This is a genomic window from Aeromicrobium massiliense JC14 (assembly GCF_000312105.1).
GTDB lineage: Bacteria > Actinomycetota > Actinomycetes > Propionibacteriales > Nocardioidaceae > Aeromicrobium > Aeromicrobium massiliense.
This window is the reverse complement of record NZ_HE978638.1, coordinates 99,405-116,164: the sequence shown is the minus strand read 5'-3', so window position 1 is coordinate 116,164 and position 16,760 is coordinate 99,405. Positions and strand designations below refer to the sequence as shown.

General features: G+C 73.0%; 16 protein-coding genes and 2 tRNA genes. 8 read left to right on the top strand and 10 right to left on the bottom strand.

The annotated features are described in order from the left end of the window. Positions 1–39: 39 nt before the first annotated feature. Complete coding sequence (locus tag HGAM_RS13355) at positions 40–585, bottom strand: YceI family protein (protein ID WP_019146006.1); 546 nt, start codon at positions 583–585, stop codon at positions 40–42. 112 nt (positions 586–697) lie between these two features. Between HGAM_RS13355 and HGAM_RS19365 the strand changes: the two genes are divergently transcribed. Then, the gene (locus tag HGAM_RS19365; protein WP_019146005.1) at positions 698–1,231 is read left to right on the top strand and encodes a MarR family winged helix-turn-helix transcriptional regulator; all 534 of its coding nucleotides are present in this window, start codon (positions 698–700) and stop codon (positions 1,229–1,231) included. An 8-nt stretch (positions 1,232–1,239) separates the two neighbouring features. Beyond that, the gene (locus tag HGAM_RS13345) at positions 1,240–1,620 is read left to right on the top strand and encodes a VOC family protein (protein WP_019146004.1); all 381 of its coding nucleotides are present in this window, start codon (positions 1,240–1,242) and stop codon (positions 1,618–1,620) included. Positions 1,621–1,680: 60 nt separating this feature from the next. Here the strand turns inward: HGAM_RS13345 and ettA are convergent, their stop codons facing one another. The 7 genes from ettA to HGAM_RS13310 all read right to left on the bottom strand — a co-directional run bounded on the left by ettA (position 1,681) and on the right by HGAM_RS13310 (position 10,631). Further along, positions 1,681–3,363 carry an energy-dependent translational throttle protein EttA gene (ettA, locus tag HGAM_RS13340; RefSeq protein WP_020692213.1) on the bottom strand — a complete coding sequence of 561 codons (1,683 nt, stop codon included), beginning with the start codon at positions 3,361–3,363 and terminating at the stop codon, positions 1,681–1,683. A 45-nt stretch (positions 3,364–3,408) separates the two neighbouring features. Next, positions 3,409–5,034, bottom strand: a complete 1,626-nt coding sequence (locus HGAM_RS19360) for a P-loop NTPase family protein (RefSeq protein ID WP_019146002.1) — start codon at positions 5,032–5,034, stop codon at positions 3,409–3,411. After that, positions 5,031–6,722: a dynamin family protein gene (locus HGAM_RS19355; RefSeq protein WP_245532133.1), complete on the bottom strand. Its 1,692-nt coding sequence runs from the start codon at positions 6,720–6,722 to the stop codon at positions 5,031–5,033. The genes HGAM_RS19360 and HGAM_RS19355 overlap by 4 nt, the downstream gene beginning before the upstream one ends. A gap of 94 nt (positions 6,723–6,816) precedes the next feature. Next, positions 6,817–7,995: a PrsW family intramembrane metalloprotease gene (locus HGAM_RS19350; protein ID WP_019146000.1), complete on the bottom strand. Its 1,179-nt coding sequence runs from the start codon at positions 7,993–7,995 to the stop codon at positions 6,817–6,819. A gap of 105 nt (positions 7,996–8,100) precedes the next feature. Then, positions 8,101–9,027 (bottom strand): GmrSD restriction endonuclease domain-containing protein, encoded by a 927-nt coding sequence (locus tag HGAM_RS13320; protein WP_019145999.1) that lies wholly within the window; start codon positions 9,025–9,027, stop codon positions 8,101–8,103. A gap of 54 nt (positions 9,028–9,081) precedes the next feature. Then, on the bottom strand, positions 9,082–10,008 hold the full coding sequence (locus HGAM_RS13315) for an alpha/beta hydrolase (protein ID WP_019145998.1): 927 nt from the start codon (positions 10,006–10,008) through the stop codon (positions 9,082–9,084). Between the two features lie 47 nt (positions 10,009–10,055). Then, positions 10,056–10,631: a hypothetical protein gene (locus HGAM_RS13310; protein ID WP_019145997.1), complete on the bottom strand. Its 576-nt coding sequence runs from the start codon at positions 10,629–10,631 to the stop codon at positions 10,056–10,058. Between the two features lie 151 nt (positions 10,632–10,782). On the opposite strand from HGAM_RS13310, the gene HGAM_RS13305 reads away from it, so the two are divergent. From HGAM_RS13305 to HGAM_RS13295, 3 genes are all read left to right on the top strand, one after another. Beyond that, positions 10,783–10,859, top strand: a tRNA-Arg gene (locus tag HGAM_RS13305). Positions 10,860–11,019: 160 nt separating this feature from the next. Then, on the top strand, positions 11,020–11,424 hold the full coding sequence (locus HGAM_RS13300) for a fluoride efflux transporter FluC (protein WP_019145996.1): 405 nt from the start codon (positions 11,020–11,022) through the stop codon (positions 11,422–11,424). Continuing rightward, on the top strand, positions 11,421–11,759 hold the full coding sequence (locus HGAM_RS13295; protein ID WP_019145995.1) for a fluoride efflux transporter FluC: 339 nt from the start codon (positions 11,421–11,423) through the stop codon (positions 11,757–11,759). The genes HGAM_RS13300 and HGAM_RS13295 overlap by 4 nt, the downstream gene beginning before the upstream one ends. A 23-nt stretch (positions 11,760–11,782) precedes the next feature. On the opposite strand, the gene HGAM_RS19345 is transcribed toward HGAM_RS13295, so the two are convergent. Both HGAM_RS19345 and HGAM_RS19340 read right to left on the bottom strand, forming a co-directional pair. After that, complete coding sequence (locus HGAM_RS19345) at positions 11,783–12,550, bottom strand: DsbA family protein (protein ID WP_019145994.1); 768 nt, start codon at positions 12,548–12,550, stop codon at positions 11,783–11,785. Between the two features lie 130 nt (positions 12,551–12,680). Beyond that, positions 12,681–13,463: a DsbA family protein gene (locus tag HGAM_RS19340; protein ID WP_019145993.1), complete on the bottom strand. Its 783-nt coding sequence runs from the start codon at positions 13,461–13,463 to the stop codon at positions 12,681–12,683. 127 nt (positions 13,464–13,590) lie between these two features. Here HGAM_RS19340 and orn point away from each other — a divergent pair, with 127 nt between their 5' ends. The 3 genes from orn to HGAM_RS19335 all read left to right on the top strand — a co-directional run bounded on the left by orn (position 13,591) and on the right by HGAM_RS19335 (position 16,757). Beyond that, positions 13,591–14,193: an oligoribonuclease gene (orn, locus tag HGAM_RS13280; RefSeq protein ID WP_038951820.1), complete on the top strand. Its 603-nt coding sequence runs from the start codon at positions 13,591–13,593 to the stop codon at positions 14,191–14,193. Between the two features lie 60 nt (positions 14,194–14,253). Further along, positions 14,254–14,326, top strand: a tRNA-His gene (locus tag HGAM_RS13275). Between the two features lie 175 nt (positions 14,327–14,501). Then, positions 14,502–16,757, top strand: a complete 2,256-nt coding sequence (locus tag HGAM_RS19335) for a bifunctional metallophosphatase/5'-nucleotidase (RefSeq protein ID WP_019145991.1) — start codon at positions 14,502–14,504, stop codon at positions 16,755–16,757. Positions 16,758–16,760: the final 3 nt, after the last annotated feature.

The window sequence follows — 16,760 nt, the reverse complement described above, 5'->3', positions numbered from 1 at the left end:
GCTCGTGCGTGCGGGTGCTGAGGTCCGCAGGTTCGTGGATCAGGCCTCGACGGGCGCCTCGAGGACGGCCTCGGCGACGATCTGCAGCTTGATCGTGTCGCCGATCATCGCCTTGTCGGCGCCGGCGACGGGGATGTTGAAGTCGATGCCAAACTCCTTGCGGCTGATCTGGCCCTTGGCCTCGACGCCGGCGCGGGTGCCGCCCCACGGGTCGCCGCCCTCGCCCAGGAACTCGACCTCGAGCTCGACCGGCTTGGTGACGCCCTTGATCGTCAGGTCGCCGGTGACGACGAACTCCTCGTCCGAGACCTGCTTGATGCCGGTGCTCGTGAAGGTCATCGCCGGGTACTTCTCGACCTCGAAGAAGTCGGCCGAGCGCAGGTGCTGGTCGCGGTCGGCGGTGCCGGTGTTGATCGACGTCAGGTCGACCGACACGTTGAGGCTGGAGGCGGTGACGTCGTCGGCGGTGACGATGGTGCCCTCGAAGCTCTCGAACTTGCCGCGGACCTTGCTCATGAGGTGACGGACCTGGAAGCCGATCTCGGTGTGCGTCGGGTCCAGGTGCCAGGTTCCGGTGGTGACCATGTGATTCTCCTCGTTCAAGTCTGTGCGGTAGTTGCCTTTTCAACTGCCTGACCACAACGTACCATGGTTGTTGAACGATCAACAACCCCCTTCCTCGGAGTAGGATCAGCCCATGACCAGCACGTCCCCCGACGCCACGCCTTGGCTCGACCCCGCCCAGCAGCGCTCCTGGCGACTGCTCCTGGGCGGTACGACGGTGCTGTTCGACCGCCTCGACCGCGACCTGCGCCAGGCCCACGGCCTCTCGCTGGCCGAGTACGAGATCCTCGTGCGCCTCTCGGAGTCCCCCGAGCACTCGGTGCGCATGTCGGAGCTGGCCGACGCCCTGTCCCACTCGCGCAGCCGCGTGACCCACACCGTCTCCCGCCTGGAGAAGGCCGGCATCGTCCGTCGCGGCCAGTGCGGCGACGACGGTCGCGGCGTGTTCGCGTTCCTCACCGACCACGGCATGCGGACGCTCGAGCAGGCCGCGCACACCCACGTCACGGGCGTGCACGACTACCTGGTCTCGCAGGTCCCGGCCGAGGACCTCGAGACGATGGGCAACGTCATGCAGGCCGTCGTCACCCGGCTGGCCGAGGGCGACCGCTGCTACGGCGCCCCGTCCAACCCGGCCGACTCGCTGTCCTCCGCCGCCCCGGCCTAGGACGCGCGATGGTCTCGGTGGTGCAGAACGTCGCGATCGACTGCTCGGACGCGTTCGCGCTGGCCGAGTTCTGGTGCCAGGTCACCGGGCACCCGCAGCACGCCGAGGACGGACCCGGCGCCGAGGAGACCCAGGTGCTCGTCCCGGGCGGCCCGGTGCTGCACTTCAACCAGGTGCCCGAGCCCAAGACGGTCAAGAACCGCGTCCACCTGTGCCTGCAGCCCGACTCGAGCCGCGACGAGGAGGTCGGGCGGCTGCTCGCGATCGGCGCCACCGTCGTGGCCGACCGGCGCGAGACCGACGGCACCGGCTGGGTCGTGCTGGCCGACCCCGAGGGCAACGAGTTCTGCGTCCTGCGCAGCGCCGCCGAGCGCGCCGCCACCGAGTAGACCACCGCGACACGACGACGGCCCCGGACCAGCTGGTCCGGGGCCGTCGTGCGTCGGTCGTCAGTCGCGCGTCAGGCGACGGTGCGTCACGCGGTGCGGGCGCGCCGCCTCGGGGCCGAGGCGCTCGATCTTGTTGGCCTCGTACGAGGCGAAGTTGCCCTCGAACCAGAACCACTTGCCGCCGTCCTCCTCGTCGCCCTCCCAGGCGAGGATGTGGGTGGCGACGCGGTCGAGGAACCAGCGGTCGTGCGACGTGACCACGGCGCAGCCGGGGAACTCCAGGAGCGCGTCCTCCAGCGACGACAGGGTCTCGACGTCCAGGTCGTTGGTCGGCTCGTCGAGCAGCAGCATGTTGCCGCCCATCTTGAGCGTCAGCGCCAGGTTCAGGCGGTTGCGCTCACCGCCGGAGAGCACGCCGGCCTTCTTCTGCTGGTCCGGGCCCTTGAAGCCGAACGAGGCCACGTACGCGCGGCTGTTCATCTCGAAGTTGGCGACCTTGATGAAGTCCAGGCCGCCGGAGACGACCTCCCAGACGTTCTTCTGCGGGTCGATGCCGCCACGGCTCTGGTCGGCGTACGAGATCGACACCGTCGAGCCGACGTTGAGCGTGCCCGAGTCGGGCTCCTCCTCGCCGGTGATCATCCGGAACAGCGTCGTCTTGCCCACGCCGTTCGGGCCGATGACGCCGACGATGCCCGCGCGCGGCAGCGAGAACGAGATGTCGTTCCACAGCACGCGGTCCTCGAAGCCCTTGGTCAGGTGCTCGGCCTGCAGCACGACGTCGCCCAGGCGCGGTCCCGGCGGGATGTTGATGTCGGCGGTGTCGATCTTGCGGGCCTTCTCGGCCTCGGCGGCGAGCTCCTCGTAGCGCGCCAGACGCGACTTGCTCTTGGTCTGGCGGGCCTTGGCGTTCGACCGGACCCACTCCAGCTCCTGCTCGAGGCGCTTGGCGCGCTTGGCGTCCTTCTGCCCCTCGATCTTGAGCCGCTCCTTCTTGGTCTCCAGGTAGGTGGAGTAGTTGCCCTCGTAGCCGTGGATCGAGCCGCGGTCGACCTCGGCGATCCACTCGGCGACGTTGTCCAGGAAGTACCGGTCGTGGGTGATCGCCAGGACGGCGCCCGGGTACGTCTTGAGGTGGCCCTCCAGCCAGCTGACCGACTCGGCGTCCAGGTGGTTGGTGGGCTCGTCGAGGAGGAGCAGGTCGGGCTGCTGGAGCAGCAGCTTGCACAGGGCGACGCGGCGGCGCTCACCACCGGAGAGGTGGTCGACGAGCGTGTCCGGCGGCGGGCAGCGCAGGGCGTCCATCGCCTGGTCCAGGCGCGAGTCGAGGTCCCAGGCGTTGGCGTGGTCCAGGTCGGTCTGCAGGTCGCCCATCTCGGCGAGCAGGGTGTCGAAGTCCGCGTCCGGCTGGGCCATGAGGTCGGAGATCTCGTTGAAGCGGTCGAGCTTGCCCTTGATCTCGCCGACGGCCTCCTGGACGTTCTCCAGGACCGTCTTGCCCTCGGTCAGCGGCGGCTCCTGCTGGAGCATGCCGACGGTGGCCTCGGGATCCTTGATCGCGTCGCCGTTGTTGGCGTGCTCGAGGCCGGCCATGATCTTGAGCAGCGTGGACTTGCCGGCGCCGTTGGGGCCGACGACGCCGATCTTCGCGCCGTGCAGGAACGAGAGCGTGACGTTGTCGAGGACGACCTTGTCGCCGTGCGCCTTGCGCACGTTGCGGAGAGTGAATACGTAGTCAGCCATGGTGCGCCCAGCCTACCGAGCGCACGCGGGTGCGCGCCCCGTGCGTCAGCCGCGGGCGACGATCAGGCCCTCGCGGGTGCGCCGGTAGTCGGCGACGACACCCTCGAGCGGCTCGACCACGTGCTCGCGGGCGACGTCGCGGACGACGTCGCGCAGCACGGCCTCGGCGCGGGCGGCACGCTTGCGCGCCGAGCCCACGACGAACGGACGCGTGAGCAGCGCCAGCACGATGCCGCCGAGCAGCCCACCGGCGGCCAGGACGACCGCGAGCGGGTTCCACTCCTGGCCGAACGCCATCGAGACCAGCCAGGCGACGCCGCCGATGCCGGCGAGCAGCAGCAGCCACTGCAGCGCGGCGAGCAGGTACCAGCCGGCCGGCGTGCGGTCCAGGCCCAGGTCGGCCGAGGCCAGTTCCTGGTCGAGGGTCTCGACGACCTCGCGCTGGCGGGCGTCGGCGGTGTCGCGGACGGCAGTGGCCCACGGACGGCTCATGCCGACCGCGGCCTTGTCGGCGAAGTCGCGGACGGCCTGCTCGGCGGCTGCCGGCTGGACGCCGCCGACCCCGACGCCCTGCGCACGGCGCAGCGAGGTGACGGTCAGCGACTCGTCGGCGATGACCTCGCCGGAACGGTCCTTGCGGTTGAACAGGCGGGCGACGGGCCAGGTCGTGGTGCGCACGGCCCGGCGGCGCGAGACGGCGCCGATCGAGTCGACGACGTCCGGGACGCCGGCGGCACCGGCCAGCCCGTCCTCGAGGCCACGGACGTCGGCCTCGCCGATGCCGGGGACCTCGGCGGTGCCGACCGCGTCGGCGATGGTCGAGGCGATGCCGGTCAGCTCGGTGCCGAGCCGCTCGCGGGAGGCCTGCTTGGCCCGGATGCGGCGGGCCAGCTCGCGCTTGAGGTCGTCGACACCGTCGCCGCGTGCGGCCGAGACGCCGATGACGGTGACGTCGGGCAGGCCCTCCTCGGTGAGGATGCGGCGCAGGTCGGCGAGCGCGTTCTCGCGCTGGTCGAACGGGATCCGGTCGATCTGGTTCAGCACCACGATCGTCACGTCGGCGTACGCGGCCATCGGCCGGATGTAGCGGTCGTGGATGGCCGCGTCGGCGTACTTCTGCGGGTCCAGCACCCACACGAGGGTGTCGGAGTAGGGCAGCAGCCGCTCCATCTCCAGGTGGTGCGAGACCTCGGTGGAGTCGTGGTCGGGCAGGTCGAGCAGCACGAGGCCGTCCAGGCGCGTCTCGTCGCTGGACCGGTCGAGCATGCTCTGGCGCGAGACCTGGTGACGGGCCGGGATGCCCATCCACTCCAGCAGCTCGGTGGCGCCGTCCGGGCCCCATGCGCAGGCCAGCGCCCACGTGGTGGTCGGACGGCGGACGCCGGTGCCGGCGATCTCGAGGTCGGCCAGCGAGTTGAACAGCGACGACTTGCCCGAGCCGGTGGCACCGCCGAGGGCGACGATCGTGTGCTCGCCGGACAGCTTCAGCCGCTCGGCACCACGGCCGGTGACGTCGGCGGCGGGCCGCAGCACCTCGGGGTCGAGGTGGCCGGACGCGGCGTCGACGGCCTGCTGGAGGGCGTCCAGGCGGGCCTTGACGTCGGGGGCGATCGCCGGCGTGGACGCGTCGTCGGTCTCGGCCGGGGTGGCGGGCGTGACGGGCTCGGTCATGCGTCGTCTCCGAGGAAGTCGAGGTGGCGGGCGTGCTCGGCACCGCGCGCGGACTCGGACAGGCGGGCGCGGACGGCCTCCAGCTCGGTCACCGACGGCAGCACGCGCAGCTGGCGGTCGCGCTCGGCGTCGACGTAGCGGCGGACGCGCGCGTCGAGGTCGGCACGGGCGCGCTCGACGACACGAGCGGCCTGCTCGGGTCCGAGGATCGAGTCGAGCACGCGGCGGGCGACCTGGTCGCGGCCCGACGGGCCGGCCAGGGCGACGATCATGGCCGACAGCGCGACGCCGTCGGCTCCGAAGGCCAGGAACTTCGCGCTCAGACGCTTGTCCGCGCCCTCGGTCTTGACCGAGTCGAGGACGACCTGCTGCCAGTCGCGCACCGCGCGCTCGGCGGCGGGAGCGGCCTCGCGGGAGGCGCGGTCGATTCCCCGGTGGGACTCGACCACGACGCGTCCGGCCGGCTCGGCGTCCCAGGCGGCGGCGGTCGTGCGGGCGGCCGACTCGACCGCACCGGTCAGGACGACCGTGAGCGCCGAGACGACGGCCTCGGTGACCTCGGCGGCGCGGGTGCGCTTGCCGGTAACGCCCTCGATGAAGCGGTCGCGGATGCGTCCGACGCGCTGCTCGACCGAGGCCAGCACCTCGCCGGAGCCGACGTAGTCGTCCCAGCGCGCACCCAGCGGGCCGACGAGCAGGGAGCCGTCGGCGACGGCGTCGGCCACCTTGCGGGCGGCCTCGTCGTAGGCGCGCTCGCCGGCGCTGGTGAGCCGGCGACCGACCGCCACCTGGGCGTCGAGGCCGTCGACGAGGTCGAAGCCGCGGAAGACGTTGAGCCGCACGGCGCCGTCGAGGGTGCGGCTGACCACCTCGGCGCGGGCCGCGGGGTCGTCGGCGAGGTCGCGCAGCCAGCTGAGCATGCCGGTGACGGCCTCGCGCGGCAGCAGCCCGTCGACGTCCAGCGGGGACTCGTCGATCGTGAACAGCGGCGAGTCGCTCAGGCCGCGCGACGTCATCATGCGGGCCAGGTGGCCGCGGACCTCGTTGATCGAGTCGGGGTGCGTGCGGTCGAGGACGACCGCGACGGCGGCGCTGCGCTCGGCGGCGGCCCGCAGGTAGTCCCACGGCACCTGGTCGGCGTAGCGCGCGGCGGACGTGACGAACAGCCACAGGTCGGCGGCGGCGAGCAGCTGGGAGGCGAGCTCGCGGTTGCCGGCGTCGATCGAGTCGACGTCGGGGGCGTCGAGGATCGCCAGGCCGCGGGGCATCTTGTCCGAGGCCACCAGGCGCAGCGCGTACGTGGCGTTGTTGACCTCGCTGGTGCGCGGCAGCTCGGGCAGGACCCGGTCGGGCGCGAACCACTTCGCCTCGTCGGGGTGGTGCACCAGGACGGGCGAGCGGGTTGTCGGGCGCAGGACGCCGGACTCGGTGACGCGCTCCCCCACGAGCGAGCTGACCAGGGTGGACTTGCCCGCGCCGGTGGAGCCGCCGACGACGACCAGCAGCGGCGCCTCGAGCTGGACCAGGCGCGGCAGGATGTAGTCGGACAGCTGCTCGAGCAGCGCGGTGCGCTTGGCGCGGACCTCGTCGCTGCCCTCGACCTCGAACGGGAACGTGGCCGCGGCGGCGTCGCCGTGCAGGCGGCTCAGCGCACCCAGGAGCTCGGGCGAGGCGTGATCGCTCGGCACGTTCACCTCTTTCGACTCCCGGACGTGGACTTTGCTGCTCAACCCTAGTGGACGACGCGCTCCGCCGCCGCGCCGCCCAGCGCCCGGCCGGGGGTCAGGACAGGTGCCGAGGCACGCGCAGCGGCGGGGGCAGCCGCACCCACGGTCGGACGGCATGCATGGCGTCCAGCAGGGCGAAGGTGCGCTCGACCCCGTGCGGCTTGCGGCGGCCGGTCATGACGGCGTCGTGGAGGAAGGCCATCTCGGTCGCCAGCTCCTGGTAGCGACGCACCGCGCGGGCGGTGTCGGGGCCGTAGTGCGCGGCCGCGTACGTCCGGGCCGCCTTGCGGTAGGAGAAGCGCGACAGGTAGGGCACCTCGTCGGGGTGGATCCAGCCGCGCAGCGCCACGTAGTGCAGCGAGCGCTCGAGCGTCCGCACCTGGCGGAACCGCGCGACGACGGCCAGCACGGCGTAGCCGACGAGCACCGCGCCGAGCAGCAGGTAGGTCAGGACGAACAGCTCCGGCCGGCCACTGGACGCGCTGCCGTTCCACAGCCCGTGCAGCAGCATCGCGACGGCGAGACCGGCGACGACGAGCGCGACCTTGGCGACCTTGCTGCGGCGCCCCACGGCCAGACCGAGGCCGATGCCGACGGACGCGGTGAACAGCGGGTGGGCGAACGGGCTCACGATGCCGCGCACGAAGAACGTGGCGGCGGCGCCGCTCGCGCCCGTCGGCCCGATGGCGTCGGCCTCGCCGAGGTAGGAGACGGCGTAGTAGCCGATGTTCTCCATGAACGCGAAGCCGATGCCCACGATGCCGGCCACGACGATGCCGTCGAGCACGCCGTCGATGATGCGCCGCCAGCGGACGAGGGTGAGCAGCACGAACAGCGCCTTGGCGGGCTCCTCGGTCAGCGGCGCCACGTAGGTGGCCATCTGCTCGAGCGTGAGGTCGAACCACAGCTCGGCCAGCAGCTGCAGGCCGAGGGCGATGACGACGGACACCACGCCGCCCCAGACGAACGCGGCGAGCTTGTAGCGGTGCGGCTCGGGCTCGTAACGGTCGAGCCACCAGAACGTCCACCACAGGAGCGGGAGCGGGATGAGCGCGTAGAGCAGCGCGAGCCCGGCCCCCTCGACGTCGCCCGCCGTGGTCGCGAAGAAGATGCCGCCGACGACGCCCACGAGGCCGGCGACCGCCACGAGGACCACCAGCGTGGTGCGCCCGCGCTGGACGACGTCGGCGTCCCGGGGCAGACGGCGCGGCGGGGCTCCGAGGGTGGCGGTCACGGCGTCAGCGTAGTGGCGCGACGACGGCTCGGCCCGTCGTCGTCCACCACCCCGGACGCCTGTGCGGGCGGCGCGGGCAGGCCCGGACGGGCTCGGGCGGCTCCCCTACTCGCAGGCGCGGCCGTCGCCGTCGCGGTCCAGGTGCGGCCCGTAGCCGGGGTCGCCCCGGCGCACCGGCGCGGCGCCGGCCGCCCGGGCGTCCGCGCAGGAGCCGAAGAGCACGGTGCCGTCCGTGGCCGGGGTGGGCTCGCGCAGGTCGAGCGGGACGAGCACGGGTGCGGCGCTCTCGTCCACCGGCAGCGGCTGGGCCGGGCACCCGTCGAGGACGCGCTCGACGGCCTGCTTCTCGGCGGGCGTGACCCACAGCCCGTACTTGGCCTTCACCGCGACCTGTCGCGCGACGTACGCACAGCGCACGGGCCGGTGGGGCGGCAGCCAGGTGGCGGCGTCGCCGTCGCCCTTCTGCCGGTTCGCCGAGGCGTCGACCGGCAGCAGGTTCAGCGGGTCGTTCGCGAGGGCGGCCCGCTTGCGCAGAGGGAAGGACGCCGCACCGGTCACCCAGGCGTTGGACAGCGCCACGACGTGGTCGACGTCCACGCCGTTCCCGGCGCCGCGGGCGAAGGCGATCGCGCGTCCGGTGTAGGGGTCGGCCAGGACCCCGGACAGCACGACGCACCCCCGGGTGCCGGGCTTCACCTGCACGTCCGACAGGTGCGCGGCGAGGACGTCGTTGCGGGTGTCGCAGCCGTTGCGGTCGGCGTCGAGCCAGGCGGCGCCGAACCGCTCACGGTCGTAGCCGGTGCGAGCGCTGCGGCCCTTGACCGGCAGCGCCCGCAGCGCGGTGAGCGCTGTGCCCGCAGCCGGCGGGGCGGAGGGGGTGGTCGAGGCGGACGTCGAGGGGGACGGCGCGGACGTCGTCGGCGCGACCGTGGGGGTCGCGGTCGGCTCGGCGGCGGGGACGGCGGAGCACGCGCCGAGCAGCGTCAGGACGGCGACGGCCGCGGCACGTGCCGTCCGGGGGAAGATCGGCACCGCGACATCCTCCCCCGCCGCCGCCCGTGTGGCCGGCAGCCGGAGCGTGTCGGGTCAGGGACGCGGCAGCGAGTCCAGCAGCTCGGCGAACGCGGCGACGGCGTCGTCGACGGCCGTCTTGGCTCCCGACGAGAACGCGCCCATGTCCATGAACCCGTGGATCATCGCGGGGTAGGTGCGGTGCACGACCCGGACGCCCGCGGCCTCGAGCGCCTTCGCGTAGGCGTCGCCCTCGTCGCGCAGCGGGTCGAAGCCGGCGGTGGCGACGACGGCCGGCGCGACCTGGGTGAGGTCGCCGTGCAGCGGCGAGAGCCGCGGGTCCGTCGGCTCGGTGCCCTCGGGCACGTACTGCGCGCCGAACCACTGCATCGTCGGCATGTCGAGGAAGTAGCCGGTGCCGTTCTCCTCGTGCGAGGGGTACTGGCCGCCCATGTCGGTGACCGGGTACAGCAGCAGCTGGGCCGCGACCTCCGGCACCTGCTGGGCCACGACGGCGGACAGGTTCGCGCCCGCGCTGTCGCCGGCCACCGCCACCAGGTCGGAGCCGCCGAGCTGGGCGCGTCGCTCCATGACGTCCAGGGTGGCCGCGACGGCGTCCATGGGCGCGGCCGGGAACGGATGCTCCGGGGCGAGCCGGTAGTCGACCGACACGACGACCGAGCCGGTGCCGGCGCAGATCGTCCGCGCCATGTTGTCGTGGGTCTCGAGGTCGCCGATGACGAAGCCACCGCCGTGGAACATGACGACGGTCGGCACGGGCCCGTCGGCCTCGGGCCGGTAGACGCGGGCCGCGAGGTCGCCCTCGGCGCCGCCGACCGTCGTCTCCTCCACCGCGCGGACGGGCACGACGCTCTCGGGCTGGCGCATGTCGACGGTGAGGGTACGGAAGCCGGCGCGGGCCTCGGCGGGGGTCTGCTGGTGCATGGGCGTGCCGGCCTCGATGAGGGTGAGCAGGCCGGCGAGCTGGGAGTCCACGGTCATGGCCGCACGCTAACGGCGCCCGAGGTCAGTCACCGGTGGAGCGAGGATCAGCCGAGGCAGCTCGTGTCGGCGTCGGGCGTCGCCCCGCAGATGGCCACGTCGACGTCGGGGTCGTCCACGGACCGCAGTCCGTCACCGTCGCGGTACCAGAGGCGCAGGCCGTTGACCACCGCGTCCTCTGCACCCGGGCGGTGCACCTCGACCGACAGCGTGGACTGCCCTAGCTGCTCGTCGCTGCACAGCGTCGTGACCGTACGGCTGCCTCGGTAGTCGGGCACGTCGCGGAGCCGCTTGTGCTCCAGCCCGGTCGGGCCCACGCCGAACGGGTGGATCGAGAAGTCCGTGATGACAGCATCCCCGCGCGCCCTGACGGCCTCGACCTGGACGACCTCCACGGAGCGATCGGTCCGGGAGCACAAGTCGCCCAGCAGGAACGAGGCGAACGGCACGTCGGCCGTGGTCGCGAGACCGCCACCACTTCCGGACCGCAGGGCAGGCGGGTCGTCCTCCGAGCTCGACGCCCGCACCGCCCCCACACCTGCCCCGGCGACGACTACGAGCACCAGCAGCACGGCGGCCCAGCGCCGGCGGCGGGTGGCGAGGGCACGGCGCAGGCGGTCCATCGGGTGCTCCTGTTTTCAGGCCGGCGTCCGTGCCGGCGGTCAGGAGGATGCTGCCACGTCGCGCCGGCCCGGAAGGCCGGTTTCGGCCACGCCGTCCGGACGACCCGTCCGGCGCGCTGCGGCATACTGGCCGCGGCGACCTGGTCGCCGAGCGCCCGTAGCTCAGCTGGATAGAGCAAGAGCCTTCTAATCTCTGGGTCGCAGGTTCGAGTCCTGCCGGGCGCGCCACCCTCCACCCCTGGACGACAGCAAGCGCCTTCTCATCCCCGGGTCGCAGGTTCGAGTCCTGCCGGGCGCGCCACCCTCCACCCCTGGACGACAGCAAAGCGCCTTCTCATCCCCGGGTCGCAGGTTCGAGTCCTGCCGGGCGCGCCCTAGTCTGGCCCGCATGCCGGCCCCGCACCGCGATCCCCGCCTCGTCGCGCTCGTCGCGGCCGGCGGCACCGTGGGCGTCCTGGCCCGAGACCTGCTGACCCGGGCGGTCGGCGCCACGTCCTGGCCCATGGCCACCTTCGCGATCAACCTCGTCGGCGCCTTCACCCTCGGCCTGCTGCTCGCCTCGCTGCGCCGGCGCGGGCCCGACGCCGGACGTCTGCTCCACGCCCGGCTGCTCCTCGGCACGGGCGTGCTGGGCGGCTTCACGACCTACAGCGCCCTGGCCGTCGGGACGGTCGAGCTCGCCCAGGACGACCGGCTCGTCGCCGCCCTCGCCTACGGGGTGGGCACCGTCGTGCTCGGGCTCGGCGCCGTGGCGCTGGGGACGGCGGCCGGACGCAGCAGGACGACCGCATGATCGTCCTGACCGCGCTCGCCGGCGGCGTCGGCGCGGCAGCTCGCTTCGTGGCCGACGGGCTCGGCCGCGAGCGGCTGCCCGGCCCGTGGGCGATCGTCCTGGTCAACGTCGTCGGGTCGTTCGCGCTCGGGCTGCTCACCGCGGCGACGCTCGCCGAGCCGTGGTCCGCGGCGCTGGGCGTCGGGCTCATCGGCGGGTGGACGACGTTCAGCACCGCCAGTCACGACACCCTCGACCTCGCCCGCGACGGACGTCTCGCCCTTGCCGCCGCTCACGCCGCCGGCACGCTCGTGCTGAGCGTCGGCGCCGCGGCCGCCGGTTTGGCCCTGCTCTAGCGCCCCGACGAGGCCCGCCCGGCTCAGCGGGCGTCCGCGACCGCCTGCTGCAGCTGGGCCAAGCCCGGCACGAACTGCTGGCCGTCCACCTCGGCGACGACCGGCTCCCCCGCGACCAGCACGGTGGGCGTGCCGCCGTGGCCGCCGTCGTCGAAGGCCTCGTTCGCGTCGTCGAGCCAGTGGTCGAAGCGACGGTCGGCCACGCACGGCTCGAGGACGTCCACGCCCACGCCGGCCTCCTCGCCGATCTCGACCAGCCGGTCGTCGTCGAGGCCCGCGGTCATCTCGGGCGGCTGCTCGGCGAAGAGCCGCCGGTGCACGTCCGCGAACGCCTCCGGCCCGTCGGCGTCGACCACGCACAGCGCCAGGTTGCCCGCCCGCGACGAGTACTCGGTCGTGCTCGCGCCGTCGAGCTTGGCCACCGGCCGGTGCTCGACGCTGATCTCGCCGCGGTCGACGGCCTGGTCGAGCCACTCCCCCGCCTCGGCCTCGAACGCCTTGCACGCCGGGCACTGGAAGTCCTCGTAGACGACGACCGGCACCGGGTCGGCCGCGTCCTCGGCGACCCGCAGCACGCCGTGCTCGGCCGTGACGCCGGACGGCTCGACCAGCGGCTTCTCGTCCCGCGACTCCGCCCGGCCCAGCCCCCAGGCCGTCATGGCCACGAGCGCCACCACCACGGCGACCACGCCGGCCGTGACCTTCACCCGCTGCCGCCGGGCCGCGCGCTCGCGCTCCTCGCGCTGCCGGGCTGCGCGCGCCGCGCGCTCCTGCTTGTCCTTCGCCGCCACCGGTGCCTCCCCGTCTCGGTCCGCTCGCGACCCTACGACGTCCGGGTCGCCACGGCGGGGACTCCGCAGCACGACGAGGGGCGCCTCGGTCGCTCGTGCGACCGGGCGCCCCTCGGGACGTGCTGCGGGCTCAGCCCTGGCGAGCGGCGGTGACCGCCTTCTGGATGTCGGCCCAGCTCGGGATGACCTGCTGGCCACCGGACTCGCCCGTGACCTCCTTGCCGTCGACGACGACCGTGGGGGTGCCGCCGTAGCCGGCGTCGCGCCAGGCGTTGGTGGCGTCCTCGATCCACGGGTCGAAGCGCCCGTCCTCGATGCAGGAGGAGACCTTGTCGGACGCACCGGCCTGCTGCGCCATCTCGGCCAGCGTGCTGTCGTCCAGGCCCTCGCCGCCCTCGGCGGGCTGGTTGGCGTACAGCAGCTGGTGCATGTCGTAGAAGGCCTGGACGCCCTTCTCGTCGAGCACGCACAGCGCGGCGTTGGTGGCGCGCGTCGAGTAGTCGGTGGTGCTGGCGTTGTTGAGGAACGACACCGGGCGGTACTCGAGCGTGACCTGGCCCGCGTCGACGGCCTTCTTCATGTCGGCGCCGGCGCCGGCCTCGAGGGCCTGGCAGCCGGGGCACTGGAAGTCCTCGTACAGCATGACCGTCACGGGGTCGGCGGCCGGCTTGCCGGTCGAGACCTGCGTCGTGTACTCGATCGCGTAGTCGTCGGTGGTGTTCGCGGGCGCGACCAGCGGCTTGTCGTTGTCCTTCTGCAGCTGCTGGTAGCCGAGCGCGGCGGCGGCGATGAGGGCCACGACCGCCACGACGACCACCGTGGTGATCCGGTTGCGCTGGCGGCGGGACGCCTTCTCGCGCTCCTTGCGCATCTGCTCGGCGCGGGCGGCACGCTTCTGGCGGTCGTTGGTCACTGAACGTCTCCTGAGGTCACGGGCTGTCCAACGCGCGGGCGGCGAGGTGAGTTCCCCCGCACCGGCCCGACGCAGGCCACGTGCACTCTAACGGGGCGGTCAGGACGGCGGGGCTAGTGTGTCGTGCGTGAACGACCGACTGGTGTGGATCGACTGCGAGATGACCGGCCTCTCCCTCGAGGACGACGCGCTCATCGAGGTGGCGGCGCTCGTCACCGACTACGAGCTCAACGTCCTCGGCGACGGCATCGACGTGGTGGTCAAGCCGCCCGCCGCCGCCCTGGAGCAGATGAACGACTTCGTGACGCAGATGCACACGTCGTCCGGACTGCTGGAGGAGCTCGACGCCGGCCTCACCCTGCGCGAGGCCGAGGAGGCGGTGCTCACGTACGTCCGCGAGTTCGTGCCCGAGCCGCGCAAGGCGCCGCTGGCCGGCAACACCGTCGGCACCGACCGGACGTTCCTGGCTCGCGACATGGTCGAGCTGGAGAGCTGGCTGCACTACCGCGTCGTCGACGTCTCCAGCATCAAGGAGCTCGCGCGACAGTGGTTCCCGCGCGCCTACTTCAACGCCCCGTCCAAGCACGGCAACCACCGCGCGCTGGCCGACATCACCGAGAGCATCGCCGAGCTGCGCTACTACCGCGAGGCCGTGTTCGTGCCCCTGCCCGGCCCGGACTCGGAGACCGCGAAGGCCATCTCGGAGCGCATCAGCCCCACCGGTTCCTGATCCCCGGAGGGCATGCACTACAGTGTTCCTCGCCGTTCTCGGTGAAGCCGAGGACGCGCGGTGGGCGTAGCTCAGTTGGTAGAGCACCGGCTTGTGGTGCCGGTGGCCGCGGGTTCAAGTCCCGTCGTCCACCCCCGTGAACGAGCCCCGTCGTCGATGACGACGGGGCTCGTTGCTTTTCCCCGCGACGCCGGTGGTGTCACTCAAACTTCACCGGCCGGAGCCTTGTCGCCCGTCGGACCCGCTCCTTAGGGTCGAGCTGCTGCCTCGGGTGGGGCGGCGCACAACGACACATCGGGGGAACTTCCGTGAGCACATCGCCACGTCACGTCCGCACGCGCTGGGCCGCCGGCCTCGCCGGTGCGCTGCTCGCCGCGGGCCTGCCCGTCACGGCCGGCAGCGCCAGCGCCGCGGACGACGTCACCATCAACCTGCTGGACGTCAACGACTTCCACGGACGCATCGACACCAGCACGGTCAAGGTGGCCGGCACCATCGAGCAGCTGCGCGCCGCGGGCGGCGAGCAGAACACGCTGTTCCTGTCGGCCGGCGACAACGTGGGCGCCAGCCTGTTCGCCTCGTCCTCGCAGCAGGACGTCCCCACCGTCGAGGTGCTGGACGCGCTCGACCTCGCCGCGTCCGCCGTGGGCAACCACGAGCTCGACGGTGGCGAGACCGACCTGACCGGCCGCCTGGAGCAGGTCGCCGACTACGGCCACGTCGCGGCGAACGTCTACCGCAAGGGCACGACCGACCCGGTGCTGCCCGAGTACGAGCTGCTCGAGGCCGGCGGCAAGACGGTCGCCTTCGTCGCCGCCACCACCGAGGAGACCCCCACCCTGGTCACGCCCGCGGGCATCGCCGACCTGGAGTTCGGCGACCCGGTCGAGGCGGTCAACCGCGTCGTGGCCGAGCTCGAGGCCTCCGACACCCCGCCGGACGTCATCGTCGCGGCCTACCACGAGGGCGCCGGCGCGGGCACGCCCGACGGCTCGACGCTCGAGCAGGAGGTCGCCGGCGGCGGCGCCTTCGCCGACATCGTGACGAAGACCGACCCCGAGGTCGACGCGATCTTCACCGGCCACACGCACAAGCAGTACGCCTGGGACGCACCGGTGCCCGGCACCGACCGCACGCGTCCGGTGCTGCAGACCGGCAGCTACGGCGAGGCCGTCGGGCAGGTCCAGCTGACCGTCGACGGTGACACCGACGAGGTGCTGTCGTACACCGCCCGCAACGTCGCGCGCACCACCACCGACGATGCGGCGCTCATCTCGGCCTACCCGCGCGTGGCCGAGGTCGACGGCATCGTCGACGAGGCGCTCGCGAAGGCGGCCGTCATCGGCGGCGAGCCGGTCGGCGAGGTCACCGCCGACGTCACCACGGCCCACGTCGACGGCAAGCGCGACGACCGCGCGTCCGAGTCGACCCTGGGCAACCTGGTGGCCGACTCACTGCGCGACTCGGTCGCGGCCACGCCTGCGGGCGCCGACCTCGGCGTCGTCAACCCGGGCGGGCTGCGCAACGAGCTGCTGAAGGCCGGGTCCACCGGCGCCGACGCCGACGTCAACAAGGACGGCGTGATCACCTACGCCGAGGCGAACGCGGTGCTGCCCTTCGTCAACAACCTGTACTCGGTCAGCCTGCCCGGCTCGGCCCTGCGCGAGGTGCTCGAGCAGCAGTGGCAGACGAACGCCGACGGCTCGGTGCCGTCGCGCCCGTACCTGCAGCTCGGCCTGTCCGACAACGTCACCTACACCTTCGACGCCACGCGTCCGGCCGGCGAGCGCATCACGCACGTCAGCATCGACGGCGAGCCGCTCGACCCCGAGCGCACCTACAAGGTGGCGACGTTCAGCTTCCTGGCCACCGGCGGCGACAACTTCCGCGCGTTCACGAAGGGCCGCTTCGTCGACACCGGCCTGGTCGACCGCGACGCCTGGATCGCCTACCTGCGCGCCGAGTCGCCGGTCTCGCCGAGCTTCGCCCGCCGGGCGATCGCGCTCGAGGGTCTGCGGGACACCTACGCCGCGGGCAGCACGATCACCGCGACGCTGCCGAAGCTCGACCTCACCTCGCTGGGCAGCCCGGCCAACACCGAGGTCACGGCCACGCTGAAGCAGGGCTCCACGACCGTCGCCGAGGGCCGGTTCCCGGTCACCGCCGGCGCGGCCCAGGTGTCGCTGCCCGTCCCGGCGTCGGCTCCCGCGGGCACGCTGTCGCTGACGTTCACCGCCGCCCCGAGCGGCACCACGGTCACGGTGCCGGTCACCGTCACCGCCGCGCCGAAGCCGGAGGCGACGATCAAGGCGTCGGCCTACAGCCTGGGCCTGCTCGGCTACGCGCTGCCCGTCCGGGTGAGCGGGGACGCCGGCACGGCCACCGGCACGGTCACCGTCACCCGTGACGGCCGCGTCGTCGCCCGCACGCCGCTCGTGCGCGGCTACACGCTGGCCCTGCTGCTCGGCCGGTTCCAGCCGGGCGAGCAGCTGACGGTCGCCTACTCCGGCGACCGTCGCTACGCCCCGTCCCAGACCTCCGTCGTCCTGCCCCGGAAGTGGTGACCC

Coding starts and splice junctions, on each gene's coding strand:
- HGAM_RS13355 (WP_019146006.1), bottom strand. CDS start 585: ATGGTCACCACCGGAACCTGGCACCTGGACCCGACGCACACCGAGATC.
- HGAM_RS19365 (WP_019146005.1), top strand. CDS start 698: ATGACCAGCACGTCCCCCGACGCCACGCCTTGGCTCGACCCCGCCCAG.
- HGAM_RS13345 (WP_019146004.1), top strand. CDS start 1,240: ATGGTCTCGGTGGTGCAGAACGTCGCGATCGACTGCTCGGACGCGTTC.
- ettA (WP_020692213.1), bottom strand. CDS start 3,363: ATGGCTGACTACGTATTCACTCTCCGCAACGTGCGCAAGGCGCACGGC.
- HGAM_RS19360 (WP_019146002.1), bottom strand. CDS start 5,034: ATGACCGAGCCCGTCACGCCCGCCACCCCGGCCGAGACCGACGACGCG.
- HGAM_RS13315 (WP_019145998.1), bottom strand. CDS start 10,008: ATGACCGTGGACTCCCAGCTCGCCGGCCTGCTCACCCTCATCGAGGCC.
- HGAM_RS13310 (WP_019145997.1), bottom strand. CDS start 10,631: ATGGACCGCCTGCGCCGTGCCCTCGCCACCCGCCGCCGGCGCTGGGCC.
- HGAM_RS13300 (WP_019145996.1), top strand. CDS start 11,020: ATGCCGGCCCCGCACCGCGATCCCCGCCTCGTCGCGCTCGTCGCGGCC.
- HGAM_RS13295 (WP_019145995.1), top strand. CDS start 11,421: ATGATCGTCCTGACCGCGCTCGCCGGCGGCGTCGGCGCGGCAGCTCGC.